14 protein-coding genes and 1 pseudogene are annotated in these 20,217 nt (G+C 73.4%); 1 reads left to right on the top strand and 14 read right to left on the bottom strand.

What is annotated here, in order from left to right; all coding sequences use genetic code 11:
* Positions 1–265 precede the first annotated feature (265 nt).
* The 5 genes and pseudogenes from HCN56_RS13495 to HCN56_RS13475 form a co-directional block, all read right to left on the bottom strand.
* Positions 266–2,302 carry a serine hydrolase domain-containing protein gene (locus tag HCN56_RS13495; protein ID WP_209312690.1) on the bottom strand — a complete coding sequence of 679 codons (2,037 nt, stop codon included), beginning with the start codon at positions 2,300–2,302 and terminating at the stop codon, positions 266–268.
* Between the two features lie 250 nt (positions 2,303–2,552).
* A complete protein-coding gene (locus HCN56_RS13490; protein ID WP_167970772.1) occupies positions 2,553–4,154 on the bottom strand; it encodes a Na+/H+ antiporter in 1,602 nt (533 codons plus the stop codon).
* Between the two features lie 16 nt (positions 4,155–4,170).
* Entirely contained in the window at positions 4,171–5,112 is a 942-nt protein-coding gene (locus HCN56_RS13485; protein WP_167970770.1) for an RluA family pseudouridine synthase, read from the bottom strand.
* A gap of 298 nt (positions 5,113–5,410) precedes the next feature.
* Positions 5,411–6,124: pseudogene (gene lspA / locus HCN56_RS13480) on the bottom strand (signal peptidase II); the annotation flags it as partial.
* A gap of 275 nt (positions 6,125–6,399) precedes the next feature.
* A complete protein-coding gene (locus tag HCN56_RS13475) occupies positions 6,400–7,461 on the bottom strand; it encodes a TraR/DksA C4-type zinc finger protein (RefSeq protein WP_167970766.1) in 1,062 nt (353 codons plus the stop codon).
* A gap of 461 nt (positions 7,462–7,922) precedes the next feature.
* On the opposite strand from HCN56_RS13475, the gene ileS reads away from it, so the two are divergent.
* Complete coding sequence (ileS, locus tag HCN56_RS13470) at positions 7,923–11,096, top strand: isoleucine--tRNA ligase (RefSeq protein ID WP_167970764.1); 3,174 nt, start codon at positions 7,923–7,925, stop codon at positions 11,094–11,096.
* Between the two features lie 136 nt (positions 11,097–11,232).
* Here ileS and HCN56_RS13465 read toward each other — a convergent pair whose 3' ends face one another.
* The 9 genes from HCN56_RS13465 to ftsW all read right to left on the bottom strand — a co-directional run.
* Complete coding sequence (locus tag HCN56_RS13465; protein WP_167970762.1) at positions 11,233–12,576, bottom strand: DivIVA domain-containing protein; 1,344 nt, start codon at positions 12,574–12,576, stop codon at positions 11,233–11,235.
* 49 nt (positions 12,577–12,625) lie between these two features.
* Positions 12,626–12,913: a YggT family protein gene (locus HCN56_RS13460; protein WP_167933858.1), complete on the bottom strand. Its 288-nt coding sequence runs from the start codon at positions 12,911–12,913 to the stop codon at positions 12,626–12,628.
* A 69-nt stretch (positions 12,914–12,982) separates the two neighbouring features.
* Positions 12,983–13,615: a cell division protein SepF gene (locus tag HCN56_RS13455; RefSeq protein WP_167970760.1), complete on the bottom strand. Its 633-nt coding sequence runs from the start codon at positions 13,613–13,615 to the stop codon at positions 12,983–12,985.
* A 119-nt stretch (positions 13,616–13,734) separates the two neighbouring features.
* Positions 13,735–14,487, bottom strand: a complete 753-nt coding sequence (locus tag HCN56_RS13450; RefSeq protein WP_167970758.1) for a YggS family pyridoxal phosphate-dependent enzyme — start codon at positions 14,485–14,487, stop codon at positions 13,735–13,737.
* Positions 14,480–15,217 carry a peptidoglycan editing factor PgeF gene (gene pgeF / locus HCN56_RS13445; protein WP_167970756.1) on the bottom strand — a complete coding sequence of 246 codons (738 nt, stop codon included), beginning with the start codon at positions 15,215–15,217 and terminating at the stop codon, positions 14,480–14,482. The genes HCN56_RS13450 and pgeF overlap by 8 nt, the downstream gene beginning before the upstream one ends.
* Before the next feature lie 59 nt (positions 15,218–15,276).
* Positions 15,277–16,494, bottom strand: a complete 1,218-nt coding sequence (gene ftsZ, locus HCN56_RS13440) for a cell division protein FtsZ (RefSeq protein ID WP_167970754.1) — start codon at positions 16,492–16,494, stop codon at positions 15,277–15,279.
* 294 nt (positions 16,495–16,788) lie between these two features.
* Positions 16,789–17,604, bottom strand: coding sequence for a cell division protein FtsQ/DivIB (locus tag HCN56_RS13435; RefSeq protein ID WP_167970752.1), 816 nt, complete (start codon positions 17,602–17,604; stop codon positions 16,789–16,791).
* Between the two features lie 30 nt (positions 17,605–17,634).
* Complete coding sequence (murG, locus tag HCN56_RS13430; RefSeq protein WP_167970750.1) at positions 17,635–18,726, bottom strand: undecaprenyldiphospho-muramoylpentapeptide beta-N-acetylglucosaminyltransferase; 1,092 nt, start codon at positions 18,724–18,726, stop codon at positions 17,635–17,637.
* 6 nt (positions 18,727–18,732) lie between these two features.
* Positions 18,733–20,217 (bottom strand): putative lipid II flippase FtsW (ftsW, locus tag HCN56_RS13425; RefSeq protein ID WP_245246510.1); only part of this gene is annotated, 1,485 nt, incomplete at its 5' end.

Below are 20,217 nucleotides of genomic sequence, written 5' to 3'. Positions count from 1 at the left end.
GCACCCGCCTGCATCCTTCGTCGTACACGACGATCATCCATGAACACGATGTGGGCCATGGTCCGGTCGCCGCACGCTGTGGGGCATGACCAGCACCGAGTCAACCGGCCGGTGGGGCGGGTGGCGTGCCGCCCCCGAGAGGCCCCGGCCCGGGCACCGGGGGGGTGGGCGGCGGGCCGGCCGGTGAGCGGGGCGAGCGGGTCCGCCCGCCTGCCCGCCGGTACGCCGGCCCGTCGGTACCTCAGGTCGTCAGTACGTCAGTACGTCAGTACGTCAGGTCGAAGGAGAGCAGCCCGAACAGTCCGGCGAAGGCGGCGACCCCGGCCAGGCCCAGCAGCACCAGGGTGCTCGCCAGCACGCGCCGCCAGCCGGAGCGCCGGCGGATGTCGTCGATGACGACCATCCCGGCCGGTACCAGGGCGAGGACCCCGGCCCACTGCGCGGCGAGCAGCACGGCGAGCAGTGCCGTGGGGACGGCGGCGAACTGCATGACGGCGTTGAGGGCGAGGAACCAGCCGGCCAGCGCCAGCAGCGCGAGGCCGGTGCCGACCCGGGTGAGGACGCGGGCGACGGCCCCGGACCGGTCCCGGGCGCCGAGCGCCAGGCGCCGGCGGACCAGCGGTGCGACGGGCCACGACAAAGCCGCGCCCAGCAGCAGCACGACGGAGCCGATGACCAGCGGCAGGGCGAAGCCGCCGTCACGTACGCCGTCGACGGGGAGCAGCGCGAACGCCCCGGCGTAGCCGATGGCGGTGACCTTGTCGTCCTCCACCCGCATGGTGAGCGTCCGCTGACCGTCGACCTCGCGCCACACCCAGGGCTCGATCTCCTCGTAGACGGTGGGGGTCATGGTCTCCGGGCCGGGCGTCACCAGGATGGTGCCGTCCTCCCGGGCGACGATCCGCGTCTGGTCGCCCAGCGGGCCCAGCACCGCGAGGAAGGTGGAGTGCATGGAGCGCGAGGAGCCGTAGGTGCCCTCCGCGAGGGCGGCGTGCTCGACGGCGGTCTCCGTCCCGGCCGGGCTGTCGGCGGCGGTGTCGTCGGCCGGGTGGTAGCGGTCGGCGAAGCCGGCGAGGAGCGATTCGCGCAGCCGGAGGCTGTCGAGGTCGTCGGCGCCGCCGCCGTTGACGGAGACGAAGACGCCGGTGCCGTGGTCGGGGTAGAGCTGGAGGTGGGAGTGGAAGACGTTGGTGTCGCCGCCGTGGCCGAGGACGCGGTGGCCGTTGCGGTCCTCCTCGAAGAAGCCGAGCGTCATGCGCGGCCCGTCGGCGAGGGTGCCGAGGGTCTCGTGGTCGAGGCCGGGGGCGTGCATCAGCGCGCGGGTGTCGTCGGCGAGGAGGGCGGCGTCGCCGTCGAGTTCGCCCAGGTGGGCGAGCATGAACCGGGCCATGTCGGTGGCGGAGGCGGTCAGTGCGCCGGCGGGGGCGGCCACCACCACCTCGAACGGCGCGGACTCCTCGGCGTCGGTGCTGGTGTACCCCGCCGCCATCCGGTCGCGCAGCTCCTCGGGGAGCGGCTGGGTGAAGGTGGAGGAGTCCATGTCGAGCGGGTCGAGGATGTGCTCGGCGACGTACGCGTCGAACGGGACGCCGCTGACCTGCTCGACGACATGGCCCGCCAGCGCGCTGCCGTAGTTGGAGTAGGCGGGGACCGTGCCCGGCCGGTAGACCTGCTCCGGCGGGTCGGTCGCGAGGTGGGCCCGCAGGTCGGGGGCGTCGCCGTCCATCTCGATCATGCCGGCGACGCGCTCCTCGAACCCGGGGGTGTGGGTGAGGAGATGGCGCAGCGTCACCTCGGTGTCGAAGGCGTGGGGGACGGGGAAGTCGACGTACTCCGCGACGGGGGTGTCGAGTTCCAGCTCGCCGGCCTCGACCAGCTGCATCACGGCGGTGGCGGTGAACAGCTTGGAGACGGAGCCGACGCGGAACAGCGTCTCCTCGGGGTCGACGGCGGTGCGGTCGCCGTCCACGCCGGTGTCGGCCCAGCCGTAGCCGCGGGCGGCGAGCAGCTCACCGTCGTGGACGACGCTCACCGTGGCGCCGGGGATGGCGGTGTTCTCCAGGGCGGCGGGAAGGAAGCCGTCGAGCCAGGCGGCGACGTCGGACTCGGTCAGCTCGGCGGCCGCCGGCGCCTGGGCCCGCGGTGCGGGGGTCGCCGTCTCCGGCGCGGACGCGGCGCAGCCGCCGACGGTGACCGCCGCGAGTGCGGCCAGCGCGGGCAGGACGACGCGGGCCCGGCGGCCGGGGCGCGTACGGCGGCGCGGCGCCGGGGGCGGTACGGGGATGGTCTCGGCGGGGTTCACGAACGCTCTCCTGCTCATGGGGAAGGGGCGCCTCGGGGGCCGGGAGGCCGGTCCTCCCACCTCGCCCGTCGGCGTGGTTCCACCCTCGCCGCCGGGGCGCCCCGGACACATCGCGCGCAGGCACACACCGGGGTTGCGACCTTTCGGCACAGCGGCCTCCTCCCTGAGGAGGAGACGCCCCGAGGAGGAGGCATCCGGTGATCAGCGGGTTTCAGGGCGTGTCCGGGGCCGGCGCACCGGCCCCGGGCGGTCAGCTCTCGCGCCGGTGCCAGAGGCTCCCGCGGTCGAGCTGCCGCAGCACCCGGTCGGCGACCTCCGGCGTCATCCCCGGCTCGGTGCGGGCGTCGAGGACGGCGCGCCGAGCCGCCGACAGCATCTCGCCGCGCAGCTCGTGGAGTTCCCGGGCCCGCTGCAACCGGTCGGCGACCTGCTCGCGGCGCTCCTCGTCGGCCAGCTGCGGCGAGATCAGCCATGCCATCTCGTGGGCGCGCTGCGCCATGCGCTCGGCGGCGTCCCCCGAGACCCGGCCCTGCGCCTCCAGCTCCCGCAGCCGCGCCCGGCAGGCGGTGGCGACCCGCACGGCCAGCGCCCGTTCCTGGGCCTGCTCCCCGCTGCCGTCGGAGGCCACACCGAGCCGCCCGGTCAGCCACGGCAGGGTGAGGCCCTGGATGACGAGGGTGCCCAGCACCACCACGAAGGCGACGAAGACGATGGCGTCACGTCCGGGGAAGTCAGCGCCGGAGTCGACCGTCAGCGGCACCGCCAGTGCCAGCGCCACGGAGGCGACGCCCCGCATCCCGGCCCACCACATGACGACGGTCTCCCGCCACCCCAGCGGGATCTCCTCACCGCTGTCCGCACCTCGGCCCAGCCGCCGGGTGAGCCAGGCGGCCGGGGCCAGCCACAGCAGCCGGACCAGGACGACGGTGGCGAGCACCAGCAGCGCCGCCGGCAGCAGCGCGCCCAGCCGGTCGCGGGAGGTCTCCAGGACGGCGTGGACCTCCAGGCCGATCAACCCGAAGGCGACGCCGGTCACCAGGGTGTCCACCACCGACCAGAAGCTGTGGCCGGTGAGGCGGCCCGCCACGTCGTCGGGGTCGGCGGCGTGCTCGGCGAGGAACAGCGCCGTCACCAGCACCGCGAGCACCCCGGAGCCGGAGAGTTCCTCGGCGACGCTGTAGGAGGCGAACGGCACCAGCAGCGTCAGCCCCGTCGCAAGGGTCGCGTCGCCCAGCAGCGGCATCAGACGGGAGGCGCCCCAGCCGAGGAGGATGCCGACGGCGACGGCGACCGCCGCCGACAGCACCAGCTCGGCGGCGGCCAGCGTCACGGAGAACGTTCCCGTCACCGCCGCGGCGATCGCCACGTGGTAGAGCGTGATGGCGGTGACGTCGTTGAAGAGCCCCTCGCCCTCCAGGATCGACACCATGCGGCGCGGCAGGCCCAGCTTCCCCGCCACCGCCGTCGCCGCCACCGGGTCGGGCGGGGCGACCAGCGCGCCGAGCGCCACCGCGCCGGCCAGCGGGAGCCCCGGCACCACGGCGTGGGCGACGGCGGCCACCGCGGCCGTGGTGACGAAGACCAGCGCGACGGCGAGCAGCAGGATCGGGCGGACGTTGGTGGTGAACTCCCGCCAGGAGGTGCGCTGCACCGCCGCGTACAGCAGCGGCGGCAGCACCAGCGGCAGGATGTACTCGGGCGGGACCTCCACGTCCGGCACGAACGGGAGTATCGCCAGCGCCGCGCCGAAGAGCGTCATGAGCACCGGCGGCGGCAGCCGCAGCCGGTCGCCGAGGGGCACGATCACCACCGCGCCGAGCAGCAGCGCGAAGAGCAGGGTCAGCTGGTCCATGGCGCTGATCCTCGGCTCAGGCGGAGTCCTCCCGCACCGTCTCCAGGGCGTGGCGCAGGTCTTCGGGGTACTCGCTGGTGAATTCCACCCACTGGCCGTCACCGGGGTGGGTGAATCCGAGGCGGACGGCGTGCAGCCACTGCCGTTCCAGCTTCAGCCGCGCCGCCAGCGTGGGGTCCGCGCCGTAGGTCAGGTCGCCGACGCAGGGATGGCGGTGCGCGGACATGTGGACGCGGATCTGGTGGGTGCGGCCCGTCTCCAACTTGATGTCGAGCAGGCTGGCGGCGCGGAACGCCTCGATCAGGTCGTAGTGGGTGACCGAGGGCTTCCCCTCGGCGGTGACGGCCCACTTCCAGTCGTGGTTGGGGTGGCGGCCGATGGGGGCGTCGATGGTGCCGCTCATCGGGTCGGGGTGGCCCTGGACCAGCGCGTGGTACCGCTTCTCGACGGTCCGCTCCCGGAACTGCTGCTTGAGGTGGGAGTAGGCGCGCTCGGACTTGGCGACGACCATCAGCCCGGAGGTGCCGACGTCCAGGCGGTGGACCACGCCCTGGCGCTCGGCTGCGCCGGAGGTCGAGATCCGGTAGCCGGCGGCGGCGAGGCCGCCGATGACGGTGGTGCCGCGCCAGCCGGGGCTGGGGTGCGCCGCCACCCCGACCGGCTTGGAGATGACGACCAGGTCGTCGTCGTCGTGCACGATGACCATGCCCTCGACCGGCTCCGCCACGATCTGCACCGGCGCGGCCGGGGCGGGCATCTCGACCTCCAGCCACGAGCCACCGGTTACCCGCTCGGACTTGCCGACCTCGGCGCCGTCCAGCCGGACCTTGCCGGCCGCGGCCAGCTCGGCCGCCTTGGTACGGGAGAAGCCGAGCATCCGGGCGAGGGCGGCGTCGACGCGCTCCCCCTCCAGGCCGTCGGGTACGGGCAGGGTCCGGGTCTCGGGAAGGGTGCTCACCAGACCGAGTATGACGGACGGAGCGCGCCCTCCCGCCCCCGGGCGGGGACGGGGGCGGACCGCCGGACGCGGAGCGGCCCCCGTCCCCGCCCGGGGAGGGCGGAGCGGGGGCCGTCGCGGTGGGCCTGGCCGCGCGGGGGCGTCAGCGCTTGCGGGGACCCGCGTCGTCCGGGCCCGCGTCCTCGGCGGGCGGCTCGCCGCCCTGTGCGGTGGCCGCCCCTGGGGCCTCGGTCGCGGGGCTCTCCGCGACGGGCTGCTCCTTCTTCTCGTCGTCGCCCTCGTCGCCCTTCTCGTCGTCGTCCCGATGGACGGTGCCGTCCGGGTCGAGGCCGCGGAAGGAGAGCAGCACGATGAGGATGCCGCCGCAGACGATGGCGGAGTCGGCGAGGTTGAAGACGGCGAAGTGCTTGGGCGAGATGAAGTCCACGACCGCGCCCTGGAAGACGCCCGGGGCCCGGAAGATGCGGTCGGCGAGGTTGCCGAGGGCGCCGCCGAGCAGCAGGCCGAGCGCCACCGCCCACGGCGCGCTGTAGAGCTTGCGCGCCAGCCGCAGGATGACGATGACCACGACGGTCGCGATGCAGGTGAAGACGACCGTCAGGGCCTGTCCCATGCCGAAGGCGGCGCCGCTGTTGCGGACCGCCTCGAACTGGAGCCACTCCCCCACGATCTGGACGGGCTCCCGGCCCTCCAGCCACTCCACGGTCCAGATCTTGGTGATCAGGTCGAGGACGAAGGCGGTGACGGCGACGGCGGCGAGCACGCCGATCCGCCGGCGGCCGCGTCCGGCCGTGGCGGTCCCCTCGGAGGCGGCCCCCGGGCCGTCGGTGGCGTCCGCACCGGCGGGGGCGGACCGCTCGGCGTCTCCCCGGCCGTCCGCCGGCGGGGTGGTCACCGCCCCGTCCGCGTCCTCGGCCCGCTCGGCGTCGCCGGGCGCGGGCGCCGGGCGCTCCTCGGGGCCCGAACCTCGGGGCTCGTCCGGTGTGTCAATGGTCCGCTCCGCCTCTTTCACGTGAACGAGAGTACGGCACCGCCCCGGGCGGTCCCCAGCCACGGTTGGCAGCTCCGCACCGCCTGCCGGGCGGTGTCCGCGGGGCGGGTCACGCCCGCCCCGCAGGGCTCAGAGCGGGTGCGAGACCCCGCGCCGGGCCCGCGACGGAGGTTACGGCTGGCTGCCGCGTCGCCGGGGACGCCCGCGAACGACCTGCTGTGCGAGCGCGCCTCCGCCGTGCAGCTGACCGCATCCGACCCGGCGAGCCGATCCGGCGCGTTGTCTCGCACCCGCTCTCAGGAGCGTCGCTCCAGCCGCTGCTTGCACGCGACGCAGAGCGTGGCGCGGGGGAACGCCTGCATCCGGGCCTTCCCGATGGGTTGGCCGCAGTTCTCGCAGACCCCGTAGGTGCCGGCCTCCAGCCGGGCGAGCGCCCGCCTGGTCTGCCGGAGCATCTCGCGGGAGTTGCCGGCGAGCGCCATCTCGTGCTCGCGGGTGACGTTCTTGGTCCCCATGTCCGCCTGGTCGTCGCCGGCGCCGTCGCCGGAGTCCCGCATCAGGCCGGTCAGCGCCTGCTGCGTCGCGTCGATCTCCTCGCTGAGCCGTGCGGCGTCCGCGGTCAGCTCCGCGCGCGCCTCCTTCACCTCCTCGGCCGTCCACGGGTCCTCCCCGGGCCGGACGGCGAGGTCGGCCGGATCGACCGGGCTCTCCGGTGCGGGCTCGCCCGAGCCCGCCAGCGTCGTCTTCTCCGCAGCCACCTGTTCGGCTCCTGTCTGCTCGTCCGGGGCGCCGTCGGCGGCCCGCCCTGTCGTGGTCGCGCTGTCGTCCCCGGGTGCTTCCGGACCGGAGCCGGCGGCGCGGGGCGCACCTTTGCGCTCGGCTGCCTTCCCGACCGCCTTGCGGGCGGCGGCCCCACCGGGCGCCCTTACCGGCGCGCGGCCCGCGGCGGCCTTCTCCGCGGCGCCTTTCGCCGCCTTGCCCACCGGCTTCCCACTGGGCTGCTTCGCATGCTCGGCGGCGGTGGGCACGGGGCCCCGTGCCGCGCCGCCGCGGGCGGCAGGCTGCCGTCCCGCCGTCCGTTTCGCGGCCTTCTTCCGCGTCGCGCGACCGGCCGGCGTCGCTCCCGCGGTGTCACCCCGGTCGGAACCGTCCGCGGCGGTCCGCTCAGGGGCGTCCGGCAAGGGACCCGCCGCGTCGTGGTCAGCGGCGGCGCGGGCGGTCGCCCGGCGAGCCTGGCTGCGTTCCGCCGCGGTGGCCGAGCCCGCGGCGGAGGCCACCGGCCGACCGGTGCCGGAGGCCTTCTTCGCCGCCTTCTTCGCCACCGCTCTCCGGGCGGCGGAGTCGTCGTTCGCCACCATGGCCGCGCCCCTTCCACATAGCGTGACATCGCGCGCGTATCGTGACGGGAACGATAAATCGGCACAGGCCGTGCGGCAACGTGGGCGCGCCGGACGGCCGCTCGAGCCACCACCGCGGCCCCGGCGCCCGGCAACCGGGTCGAGGCCGCCGCCCGACCGCCGTACACTGGGCGGCAGCGAGAGGCAACGACGGGGACGAGTAGCGTCGTCAGCGGCCGCAGCGACCCGGGGACGGTGGAAGCCCGGGGGCAGGCGCGGCGCGAAGATCACCCCCGAGCCGCCGGAGGAACGCCCCCAGCCGGGGGTCAGTAGAACCGGCAGCGCTGACCCAACTGAGCGGGTGGTGGACTGCACCGGCAGATCGCCGCCAAGGAGGGTGGTACCGCGGGACGCGCGCCGCACGGCGCGGTTGTCTCGTCCCTCCGACGGAACGCGTCACGTCCCGCCGGAGGATGCCCCCGATGTCGTCAGACCCCAAGCCCAGGTACCGCGCGGTGCCCGCGCAGGTGGACCTGCCCGCCCTCGAGCACGAGGTGCTCGACTTCTGGCAGGAGAACAAGACCTTCGTCCGCTCCATGGAGCAGGCCCAGGGCCGCCCGGAGTGGGTGTTCTTCGAGGGTCCGCCCACCGCCAACGGCATGCCGGGCACCCACCACATCGAGGCGCGGGTCTTCAAGGACGTCTTCCCCCGCTTCCGGACGATGCGCGGCTACCACGTCGCCCGCAAGGCCGGCTGGGACTGCCACGGCCTGCCGGTGGAGCTCGCCGTCGAGCGGGAGCTGGGCTTCAGCGGCAAGAAGGACATCGAGGCGTACGGCATCGCCGAGTTCAACGACGCCTGCCGCGCCTCGGTGACCCGCCACACCGACGCCTTCGCCGAGCTGACCCGCCGCATGGGCTACTGGGTCGACCTCGACGACGCCTACCGGACCATGGACCCGCAGTACATCGAGTCGGTCTGGTGGTCGCTGAAGGAGATCCACGGCAAGGGCCTGCTCTCCCAGGACCACCGGGTCGCCCCCTGGTGCCCCCGCTGCGGCACCGGCCTCTCCGACCACGAACTGGCGCAGGGGTACGAGTCGGTCGTCGACCCCTCCGTCTTCGTGCGGATGCCGCTGACCTCCGGGCCGCTGGCGGGCGAGGCGTCGCTGCTGATCTGGACCACCACCCCGTGGACCCTGGTCTCCAACACCGCCGTCGCCGCCCACCCCGAGGTCACCTACGTCGAGGCCACCGACGGCGAGGAGCGGCTGGTCGTCGCCGAGAACCTGCTGGAGAAGGCGCTGGGCGAGGGGTGGACCGCCACGGGCCGGTCCTTCACCGGCGCCGAGATGGAGCGCTGGAGCTACCGGCGCCCGTTCGACCTGGTCGCCTTCGACGCCGAGGCGCCGGCCGCGCACTTCGTGGTCCTCGCCGACTACGTGACCACCGAGGACGGCACCGGCCTGGTCCACCAGGCCCCCGCCTTCGGCGAGGACGACCTGCGGACCTGCCGCGGCTACGGCCTGCCGGTGGTCAACCCGGTCCGCGGCGACGGCACCTTCGCCGAGGAGCTGGAGCTGGTCGGCGGCGTCTTCTTCAAGAAGGCCGACGAGGCGCTGGTCGCGGACCTCGACGCCCGGGGCCTGCTCTTCCGCCACGTCGCCTACGAGCACAGCTACCCGCACTGCTGGCGGTGCCACACCGCGCTCCTCTACTACGCGCAGCCCTCCTGGTACATCCGCACCACCCGGATCAAGGACGCGCTGCTCCGCGAGAACGAGCGGACCACCTGGACCCCGGAGTCGGTCAAGCACGGCCGCTTCGGGGACTGGCTCAACAACAACGTGGACTGGGCTCTCTCCCGCAACCGGTACTGGGGGACGCCGCTGCCCGTCTGGCGCTGCGAGGACGACCACCTCACCGTCATCGGCTCGCTGGCCGAGCTGAGCGAGCTGACCGGCACCGACCAGTCGGCGCTCGACCCGCACCGCCCCTACATCGACGAGGTCACCTTCGGCTGCACCGCCGAGGGCTGCTCGCTCACCGCCACCCGGGTGCCGGAGGTCATCGACTGCTGGTACGACGCCGGGTCGATGCCGTTTGCGCAGTGGGGGTACCCGCACCGCAACAAGGAGCTCTTCGAGCAGCGCTACCCCGCGCAGTTCATCTCCGAGGCGATCGACCAGACCCGCGGCTGGTTCTACACGATGATGGCGGTCGGCACCCTGCTGTTCGACCGCTCCGCGTACGAGAACGTCGTCTGCCTCGGGCACATCCTGGCCGAGGACGGCCGCAAGATGTCGAAGTCGCTGGGCAACATCCTGGAGCCGATGCCGCTGATGGAGCAGCACGGCGCGGACGCCGTCCGCTGGTTCATGGCCGCCGGCGGCTCGCCCTGGGCCGCCCGGCGGGTCGGCCACGGCACCATCCAGGAGGTGGTGCGCAAGACGCTGCTGACCTACTGGAACACCGTCGCCTTCCAGGCGCTCTACGCCCGCACCTGCGACTGGTCCCCCTCCGAGGCGGACCCGGCACCGGCGGAGCGGCCGCTGCTGGACCGCTGGCTGCTGAGCGAACTGCACGCCCTCAACGGCATGGTCACCACCGCGCTGGAGAGCTACGACACCCAGCGCGCGGGCAAGCTGCTGTCGACCTTCGTCGACGACCTCTCCAACTGGTACGTCCGCCGGTCCCGCCGCCGCTTCTGGCAGGGCGACCGCGCCGCACTGCGGACCCTCCACGACACCCTGGTCGCCGTCACGCAGATGATGGCGCCGCTGGTGCCGTTCATCACCGAACGGGTGTGGCAGGACCTGGTGGTCCCGGTGACGCCGGGCGCGCCCGACTCGGTGCACCTCTCCAGCTGGCCGGTGCCGGACGAGTCGCTGGTCGACCCGGAGCTGTCGCAGGACATGCTGCTGGTGCGGCGCCTCGTCGAGCTGGGCCGCGCCACCCGGGCGGAGTCGGGGGTCAAGACCCGGCAGCCGCTCTCCCGCGCGCTGGTCGCCGCGCAGGGGTTCGAACTGCTCGGCGACGACCTGCGGGAGCAGGTCGCCGAGGAGCTGAACGTCGCGGCCCTGGCCTCGCTCTCCGAGATGGGCGGCTCCCTGGTCGACACCACCGCCAAGGGCAACTTCCGTGCGCTGGGCCGCCGGTTCGGCAAGGGGACCCAGGCCGTCGCCTCCGCCATCGCGGCGGCCGACGCCGCCGAGCTGTCGGCGGCGCTGCGCGCCGGCACCGCCGCGGTGTCCGTCGACGGCGAGCACGTCGCGCTGTCGCCGGAGGAGGTCATCATCACCGAGACTCCCCGCGAGGGCTGGTCGGTGGCGTCCGACCCGGGCGCCACCGTCGCGCTGGACCTGGAGATCACCCCGGAGCTGCGCCGCGCCGGTCTGGCGCGCGACGTGATCCGGCTCGTCCAGGAGGCGCGGAAGAACAGCGGCCTGGACGTGGCCGACCGGATCGCCGTCCGCTGGCGCGCCACCGAGGAGGAACTGGCCAGGGCTCTCGCCGACCACCAGGCGCTGGTCGCCGGCGAGGTGCTCGCCGCCGACCTGGCCGAGGGCGACGCCAGCGGCGAGGACGGCTTCGGTGAGGAGTTCCGGGACGAGGCCCTGGGGCTGACGTTCCGTCTGCGCCGCCACGAGGGCTGAGCGACACCCCCCGGGAGGTGGCGCGGCCGCCGGGCCGCCCCACTTCCCGGGCACGACACAGGGGCGGGGCCCGGACTCTTCACGAGTCCGGGCCCCGCCCCTGCGAACTGCTGCCTCCGGCGTCAGCCGTCGGTGCTCAGTTGTCGTCCTCGTCGATGAGGAAGCCGCGCATCGGCGACGGCGCCTGCTGCACCGGCTGCGGCGCCTGCGGCCGCACCGGGGACATCGGCTGGGTCATCGCCGGGGCCATCTGCTGCTGGCCGCCGTACGAGGACTGCCCGCCCGGCCCGTTGGGACCGCCGCCCATCATCGGACCACCGCTGGGACCGCCCATCGACTGGTGGCCACCGCCACCGGGCGACGGGGCACCGGCCGAGGCCATCGACGGGCTCGGCGAGGCCGGCAGCGACGGCGCGGACGGGGTGCGCGGCGGAGCCAGCGAGTCGTCCGACTGGCTCTCCAGCTGGCGCAGCTGGCTCTCCAGGTAGGACTTCAGGCGGGTGCGGTACTCGCGCTCGAAGCCGCGCAGGTCCTCGACCTTGCGCTCCAACGTGGCGCGAGCGGACTCCAGCGAGCCCATCGCCACGCGGTGCTTCTCCTGCGCGTCCCGCTCCAGCGCGTCGGCCTTGGCGCGGGCGTCCCGCTCCAGGCCCTCGGCACGGCTGCGCGCCTCACCGACGATCTTGTTGGCCTCGGAACGGGCCTCCGCGATCGCCTGGTCGGCGGTCTGCTGCGCCAGCGACAGCACACGCGCGGCGGACTCGTTGCCGCCCTGCTGCTGCTGGGGCGGCATGCCGAGCGGACCACCGGGACCACCGGGGTGACCCTGCTGCGGACCACCGGGGCCGCCGGGACCACCGAGGTGGCCCTGCTGCGGACCACCGGGGTGACCGCCGGGGCCGCCCATGTGACCCTGCGGGCCGCCGGGACCACCGGGGTGGCCCTGCTGCGGACCACCGGGGTGACCGCCGGGGCCGCCCATGTGACCCTGCGGACCGCCGGGACCACCGGGGTGGCCCTGCTGCGGACCACCGGGGTGACCCATGGGACCGCCGTGCCCACCGGGGCCGGCGGGCAGCTGCGGCGGACCGCCCATGGGGCCGCCCTGCTGGTGACCCTGCTGATGGCCCTGCTGCGGACCGCCCTGCTGGTGTCCCTGCGGGGGGCCGCCCTGCTGGTGGCCCTGCTGGTGACCCTGCTGCGGACCACCCTGCTGGTGGCCGCCCTGCGGACCGGATATGGCCGGCGGGCCGCCCGGCCGCTCCTGGGGGTCGGGTTTGCGCATGTTCTGCTGGTTCTGTGCCGCGGCGCGCGTGGCTGCCGCGAGCTTGGCCCGCAGATCCTCGTTCTCCCGCAGGAGCCGGGTCAGTTCGGCCTCGACCTCGTCGAGGAAGGCATCGACCTCGTCCTCGTCGTAGCCTTCGCGCAGCCGGACGGTCGTGAACTGCTTGTTCCGCACGTCCTCGGGGGTCAACGGCATCTCTTCACCTCAACGTGAGTCGTCGGCATATCGACTGGAAGGTACTGGTTCACAGCAGTCCAGCCACGACGTTGATCAGGATGTAAACGATGATCATGAGTACGAAGAAGGACAGATCGAGCGTCACGCCCCCGAAGCGCAACGGCGGGATGACCTTCCTCAACGCCTTCAGCGGCGGATCGGTGACGGTGTAGGCGCCCTCGAGCGCCACCACCATCGCCTTACCCGGCTGCCACGAGCGGGCGAACATGAAGACGTAGTCCATCACCAGCCGGAACAACAGGACGAAAAGGAAGCAATACAGGACGACGTAGACCACGCCCCATACGGTGCCCATCGTGGCTCTTTCCCTCTCCCCTGTGTTCCGCCCGGCCGGTCGGCCGGGCCTCTCTCGACGGTGTACCCGTCAGCTCTGGTTGAAGAACCCGCCCTCGGCGATGCGGGCCTTGTCCTCCGCCGTTACATCGACGTTAGCAGGCGACAGCAGGAAGACCTTCTGTGTCACGCGCTCGATGCTGCCATGAAGCCCGAAGACCAGACCAGCAGCAAAGTCGACAAGTCGCTTCGCGTCGGTGTCGTCCATCTCCGTCAGGTTCATGATCACCGGGGTGCCCTCGCGGAAGTGTTCCCCGATGGTACGGGCCTCGTTGTAGGTCCGAGGATGCAGAGTCGTGATCCGGTACGGCTCCCGCTCCGACACGACCTTGGGCATGATCACCGGCGCACTCTTCTCCAGGCTCGGGCGTTCGGATGTGATGGAAGACACGGGAGCGATCCTCCCGGCTCGGCGGCTGTCTGTCATCAGGGAGACCGGAGCGGGCTCCGGCTCGCGCTCCCGCTGCGCCGGGGGATGCACCACCCGCGCCACCGGCTCCTCCGGGGGCTCGCGCCGCTCCGGTTCATGGCTCTGCTGCCGTCGTCCTCGCTCCGGTTCCGGCTCCGGCTCGAAATCGTCATCGGGGCCGTAGCCCTGACGGTCGTAGCCGTCGTCCTCCACGAGGCCGAGGTAGACCGCCATCTTGCGCATCGCGCCAGCCATCGCTGCGTCCTCCGCTCGGTGGTGGACCGGCTCCGACTCTCGGGGCCGGGTTCCTGGTGTATGCCCGTTTATCCGGGAATCACCATATTTTCGGCTGTAGTCCGACTTGATTGGCGACGTTACCGGAGCGGGGGGCGGACTCCGAGTACCGCACTGCCGACACGTACGTGTGTCGCACCGGCAGCGATCGCCTCTTCCAGATCAGCACTCATACCCGCGGACACCATGGTGGCAGCAGGAGCCTCCACCCGCAGGCTCCTTGACAATTCCGCCACGCGCTCGAAGGCGGCCGCCGGACGCCCGGCGTACGCCCCCTCCAGCGGTGCGACGGTCATCAACCCGGCGAACCGGAGCCCGGGGGCGCGCACGATCTGCTCCGCGAGCCCTCGGACGTCCCCGGGCGCCACACCGCCGCGCCCGGCACCCCCGCCCTCCCCTTCCTTCTCCAACGCCACCTGCACCAGCGCCGCCACCTCGGGACCGCCGCGCTGCTCGGCGGCGGCCGACAGCGCCCGGACCAGTCGCGGCCGGTCCACCGAGTGCACGAACTCCGCGTACTCCAGCACCGAGCGGGCCTTGTTGGTCTGCAGCTGGCCGACGAAGTGCCAGCGGAGCGGGAGGCCGGCGCAGTCGGCGGCCTTCGCCGCGGCCTCCTGGTCCCGGTTCTCCGCCACGTCCCGTACCCCGAGGTCGGCGAGCAGCCGAACGTCGGAGGCGGGCCAGAACTTGGTGACCACGATCAGCGTGACCTCCGCGCGGTCCCGCCCCGCGGCCTCGCACGCGCGCGCGATCCGCGCCTCCACCCGCGCGAGCGACGCGCGGAGTTCACCGGAGCGGTCCCGCTCCTCCTGTCCCGCCGACGGCTCAGCCACGGTCACCACCGGTCCAGACGTAGCCGGCGAGTCGACCGGTGGTCCGGTCGCGCCGGTAGGAGAAGTGGTCGGGCGACTCCCGCGTGCACACCGGCGAGAGCACCACGTCCCGCACGCCGCGCGCCAGCAGCTGCGAGCGCACCCCCGCGGGGATGTCGATGGCGGGCGTCCCCCAGGAGGTCTCCGTCGCGGTCCCCGGGACCAGCGCCTCGACCTCGTCCCGCAGCGCGGCGGGCACCTCGTAGCAGTCGCCGCAGACGGAGGGGCCGGTACGCGCGACCACCCGCGCCGGATCGGCGCCGAGCCCCGCCATCGCCTCCAGCGTCACGCCCACCACGTCGGCGGCCAGCCCGGGACGGCCGGCATGGGCCGCACCGGCGACCCGGGCCACCGGGTCGGCCAGCAGTACAGGGGTGCAGTCGGCGGTGAGCACGGCGAGCACCACGCCGGGCACGGCGGTAACCAGGCCGTCGACCGCGGCCGCATCACCGGGCCACGGGCCGTCGACGACCGCGACGTCCGCACCGTGGACCTGGTTCATCCAGACCACCGGGCCGGCGGTGGGCCCCAGCGCCGCCGCGGCGCGCGACCGGTTGGCGGCGACGGCCCCGGGGTCGTCCCCGACCGCCCCGCCGAGGTTGAGCTGCTCGTACGGAGCGGCGCTCACCCCGCCCCACCTGTCGGTGAAGGCGAAGTGTGCGCCGCCCGTCGAGTACTGCTGTGCTATCACCGTCTCGCGTTCCCTCCGGCCCCACGGGAACCGAGTCGGGAAGTGTCAGCCCGAAGGCGTCACTTCAGGAAGTCGGGGACGTCCAGCTCCTCCGCCGGACCGCCCTCGTAGGGTCGGGCCGAGGGTACCTGGGGCGGCGAGAGCGGAGACTCCGCCTTCGGCGCGGGGGCCGGCTCGGCCGGCTTCTCCTCCTCGCGCGGCGGCAGCGCGCCGAGACCACCGAAGGCGGGGCGCTCGGGCTCCGGCTCCGGCGCGGGGCGCTCGGCGGGGGCGGTGTCCTCACGGCCGCCGAAGCCCGTCAGTGCCTTCTCGCGGTTGCGCGCCGGCGGCTGACCGCCGTCGAACCCGGCGGCGATCACGGTGACCCGCACCTCGTCGCCGAGCGCGTCGTCGATGACGGCGCCGAAGATGATGTTCGCCTCGGGGTGGGCGGCCTCGCTCACCAGCTGCGCGGCCTCGTTGATCTCGAAGAGACCGAGGTCCGAGCCGCCGGAGATGGAGAGGAGCACGCCGCGGGCGCCGTCGATGGACGCCTCCAGCAGCGGCGAGGAGATCGCCATCTCGGCCGCGGCCACCGCGCGGTCGTCACCGCGGGCCGAACCGATGCCCATGAGCGCCGAGCCCGCCTCGGACATGACGGACTTCACGTCGGCGAAGTCGAGGTTGATCAGCCCGGGCGTGGTGATGAGGTCGGTGATGCCCTGCACACCGGAGAGCAGCACCTGGTCCGCGGACTTGAAGGCGTCCAGCACGCTGACCTGGCGGTCGGAGATCGACAGCAGCCGGTCGTTCGGGATGACGATGAGGGTGTCGACCTCGTCGCGCAGCGCGGCGATGCCGTCCTCGGCCTGGTTGGCGCGGCGGCGGCCCTCGAACGTGAACGGCCGGGTCACCACACCGATGGTGAGCGCCCCCAAGGTGCGGGCGATGTTCGCGACGACCGGGGCGCCACCGGTGCCGGTGCCGCCGCCCTCCCCCGCGGTGACGAAGACCATGTCGGCCCCCTTGAGGACCTCCTCGATCTCCTCGCGGTGGTCCTCGGCCGCCTTGCGGCCGACGTCGGGGTTGGCTCCGGCGCCGAGCCCGCGGGTGAGTTCCCGGCCGACGTCCAGCTTGACGTCGGCATCGCTCATCAGGAGCGCCTGGGCGTCCGTGTTGATGGCGATGAACTCGACACCCTTGAGACCGACCTCAATCATCCGGTTGATGGCGTTGACGCCGCCGCCGCCGATGCCGACGACCTTGATGACTGCGAGGTAGTTCTGCGGTGCTGCCACGTCGAAGGCCTCTCGCCTCGAGTTACGTGTCGTCGTCCGCGTCTGCTCGCGGAGCGCGACTGATGCCGTTGGGACGGGAGAAGGCCCGACCCGAACCCTAAAGCCCAAGTTTAGGGTTACCTGTGCTTGTCATTCCTGGGATTCCTGGAACGGACACTAAGTCGACAAGCGGTGCGCGTTCAACGAACACGCCGGGCCTCCCGCTTTTCTTTTCACCCTATGTGATCACGCGCCGTCTTCGCCAACCCGGGGGTTGACCAGCGTCGATGACGTCAGCAAACACCTGGTTGGGCGTCAACCCGACTCCGCGGCCGGGGAGCTGGGAACAGTCACGTCGAAGTGCCGGGCCTCGGGGACGGCTTTCATCACCGCGGTCAACGCGGTGGCCTTGGCCTCGGGTTCGTCGGGGCTGCCCCACAGCACGGTACGCCCGTCCGCCAGCTCCAGCAGCACGGCGTCCCAGGAGCGGACGCGCACCACCTCGGTCTGCTCCCGCACGTCTGCGGGGAGTGACGAGACGACACCCACCGCCCCCAGTCGGATGCGGTCCTCGCCGAATCGGCGCAGGCCGGCGCCGGAGTCCAGTTCCATCTCCAGCAGCGGAACGCCCTCGATCGCGTCGGGGACGAGGGCGAACGCGACGCCCTCGGGGTCGACTTCGATGAACCCCTCCGGGTCGGGGACGAGCACCTCGGCCTCCCGCTCGGTGACCTTCAGCCCCACCCCGTTCGGCCAGGCGCGCACCACCTCCACATCCCCGGCACGCGGCAGCGTCTCCAGCACGCGCTGCCGGACGGCGCCCTTGTCGAGCGCCGCCATCGGGGCGCCCAGCGGCACGGCGGCCGCCTCCTGGATCTCGGCCCGCTCCAGCTGCCGCGGACCTCCGGTCCAGTCGACCGAGACCTTCTCCACCCGCAGCCACTGGGAGCCGTACAGCGCCCAGACGCCGAACCCGCCCGCGGCGACCCCCAGCACCAGCAGGGCCACGAGCAGGCCGCGGCCGGGGCGACGGGAGCGCCGCGTGGGCGGCGGGGGCCCGGGCGCGCCGGAGCCGGTGTCGAGCGGTTCCCGCTCCTCGTCCCGCTCCGCGGTCCTCACCGGTCCGGCCACGCGCCTGGCTCCTGCCTGTTGGGGCGACGGCTACGCCTGTCGCGCAGCGATCGCCTCGTACACCATGCCGACGAGCAGCTCGTCGGCGTCGGGCCGGCCGAACTCGGCGGCGGCGCGCGACATCGCGTGCAGTCGCCCGGGGTCGGTCAGCACCGGAAGGACGTTCTCCCGCACCCAGTCGGCGGTGAGGTCGGCGTCGTCGACGATCACGCCACCGCCGGCCTTCACCAACGGCTGCGCGTTGAGCCGCTGTTCGCCGTTGCCGATGGGCAGCGGCACGTAGGCGGCGGGCAGTCCGACAGCGGAGAGCTCGGCGACGGTCATCGCACCCGCACGGCAGAGCATCATGTCGGCGGCGGCGTAGGCGAGGTCCATCCGGTCCACATACGGTACCGGCACGTAGGGGGGCATGCCCGGCATGTTGTCGGGGCGCGGCAGGTCGTTCTTGGGGCCGACCGCGTGCAGGACCTGGACGCCGGAGCGCTGGAGGGCCGGCGCGACCGACTCGATGACCTCGTTCAGTCGCCGGGCGCCCTGCGAGCCGCCGGAGACCAGGAGCGTCGGCGGGGCGGCGTCCAGACCGAAGGCGGCGCGCGCCTCGTGACGGACCGCCATCCGGTCCAGGGTGGCGATCGAACGGCGCAGCGGGATGCCCACGTACCGGGCGTGGCGGAGCTTGCTGTCCGGGGTGGAGACCGCGACGTGCTTGGTGTAGCGGGCGCCGATCTTGTTGGCCAGCCCCGGGCGGGCGTTGGCCTCGTGGACGACGATGGGCACACCGCGCCGCTTGGCGGCCAGGTAGGCCGGCATCGCGACGTAGCCGCCGAACCCGACGACGCAGTCCGCCTTGGTGCGCTCCAGGACGTCCTCGGCCGCCTTGACCGTACCGCGCAGCCGGCCGGGAACGGTGATCAGTTCCGGGGTCGGCTTCCGCGGTAGCGGCACGGCGGGAATCAGCGCCAGCTCGTAGCCGCGTTCGGGCACGAGACGGGTCTCCAGGCCCCGCTCCGTGCCGAGCGCCGTGATCCCCACGGAGGGGTCCTGCCTGCGCAGGGCGTCCGCGAGGGCGAGCGCGGGCTCGATGTGACCGGCGGTCCCTCCGCCTGCGAGTACGACATGCACCGAATTTCACCGCTCTCCGGACGACGCGTTCACCTCGCGCCGCCTCTTCGACGTCCAACCCAGCCCGGCCGGCCTCCTGCCGTCCGGGCGCCGCCGCGTGGCCAGCGCCGCCCGCGCCGCCCGATCGCTGCGCGCGAAGGCGATCAGCAGTCCGACGGCGAACATCGTGGGCAGCAGCGCGGACCCTCCGTAGGAGAACAGCGGGAGGGGGACGCCGGCGATGGGCAGCAGCCCGAGCACCGCACCGATGTTGATGACGACCTGCGCCATCAGCCAGGTGGTGATCCCTCCCGCGGCATACCTGACGAACGGGTCCTCCGTGCGTCCGGCCACGCGGATACCCGCATAGCCTAGAGCGGCGAAGAGGCCGAGGACGGACAGCGTCCCTGCGAGGCCGAGCTCCTCCCCTGTGATGGCAAAGATGAAGTCCGTGTGTGGTTCGGGGAGTTCGCCCCATTTCTCCACGCTCGCCCCCAGGCCTGATCCGAACCACCCGCCGGAGGCGAGGGCGTAGATGCCGTGGGCGGCCTGCCAGCACTCGTCGCCCGGCCCCGGGTCGGAGGCCATGACGCAGGAGAGCCGCTCCATGCGGTGGGCGGCGGTGGCCATGAAGACCGCGCCGATCGCCACCGTCGCGCCGAGGACGCCGACGAACAGCCTGGTCGGGGCGCCGGCGAGCCAGAGCAGGCCGAAGACGATGGCGACGAGGATCATCACGGTCCCCATGTCCCCGCCGACCATGATCAGGCCGCAGACCAGCAGCCCGCCGGGGATGAGCGGCACCAGGAGGTGGCGCCACTGGTCCAGGGTGCCGCGCTCGCCCTTGCGTGCGAGCAGGTCCGCGCCCCAGAGCAGCAGCGCCAGCTTGGCGAACTCACTCGGCTGGAGCATGAACGGACCGCCGACGGAGATCCAGTTGGTGTTGCCGTTGATCTCGACGCCGATGCCCGGGATCTGCACCGCGATCAGCAGCACGATGGAGACGGCGAGGAACGGGTAGGTCAGCGCTCGCAGCAGCTTCACCTGCATCCGCGCGGCCAGCACCATCAGCACGCCGCCGATGACCGCGGCCACCAACTGCTTCTGGAAGAAGTACGTCGCGGGGAGGCTGTTGCGCAGCGCCTGGATCTGGGACGACGAGAAGACCATCACCAGGCCGAGCAGGATGATCAGCAGCGAGGTGCCCAGGACGACGTAGTAGGCCGTCAGGGGGCGGTCCCAGGCCCGCTGGAAGCGGGCCACCCAGGACGTCAGCAGGGTGGGCGGGCGGGCAGGGGGCTCGCCGCCCGCGCCGCGCGGCGGCCGCCGGCGTGCCGACTGCCCCGAGCGGTCGCGCCGGTCCCGGTCGCGGGACCGCTGTTCGCCGGGTGGCGGGCCGCCACCGGCGGGTACGCGGTCCCTCACGGGGGGCCGCTCCCGGCCCGCGGCCGCGGCACCGGCGCGGGCAGCGGCCGGTCGGGGGGCGTGCTCGCCCGCGGCGCGGGCCTGCGA

The sequence above is a fragment of the Streptomyces lonarensis genome (genome assembly GCF_012033735.1).
In the GTDB taxonomy this organism is placed as follows: Bacteria; Actinomycetota; Actinomycetes; order Streptomycetales; family Streptomycetaceae; genus Streptomyces; species Streptomyces lonarensis.
This window is presented reverse-complemented; position numbering and strand designations above follow the sequence as displayed.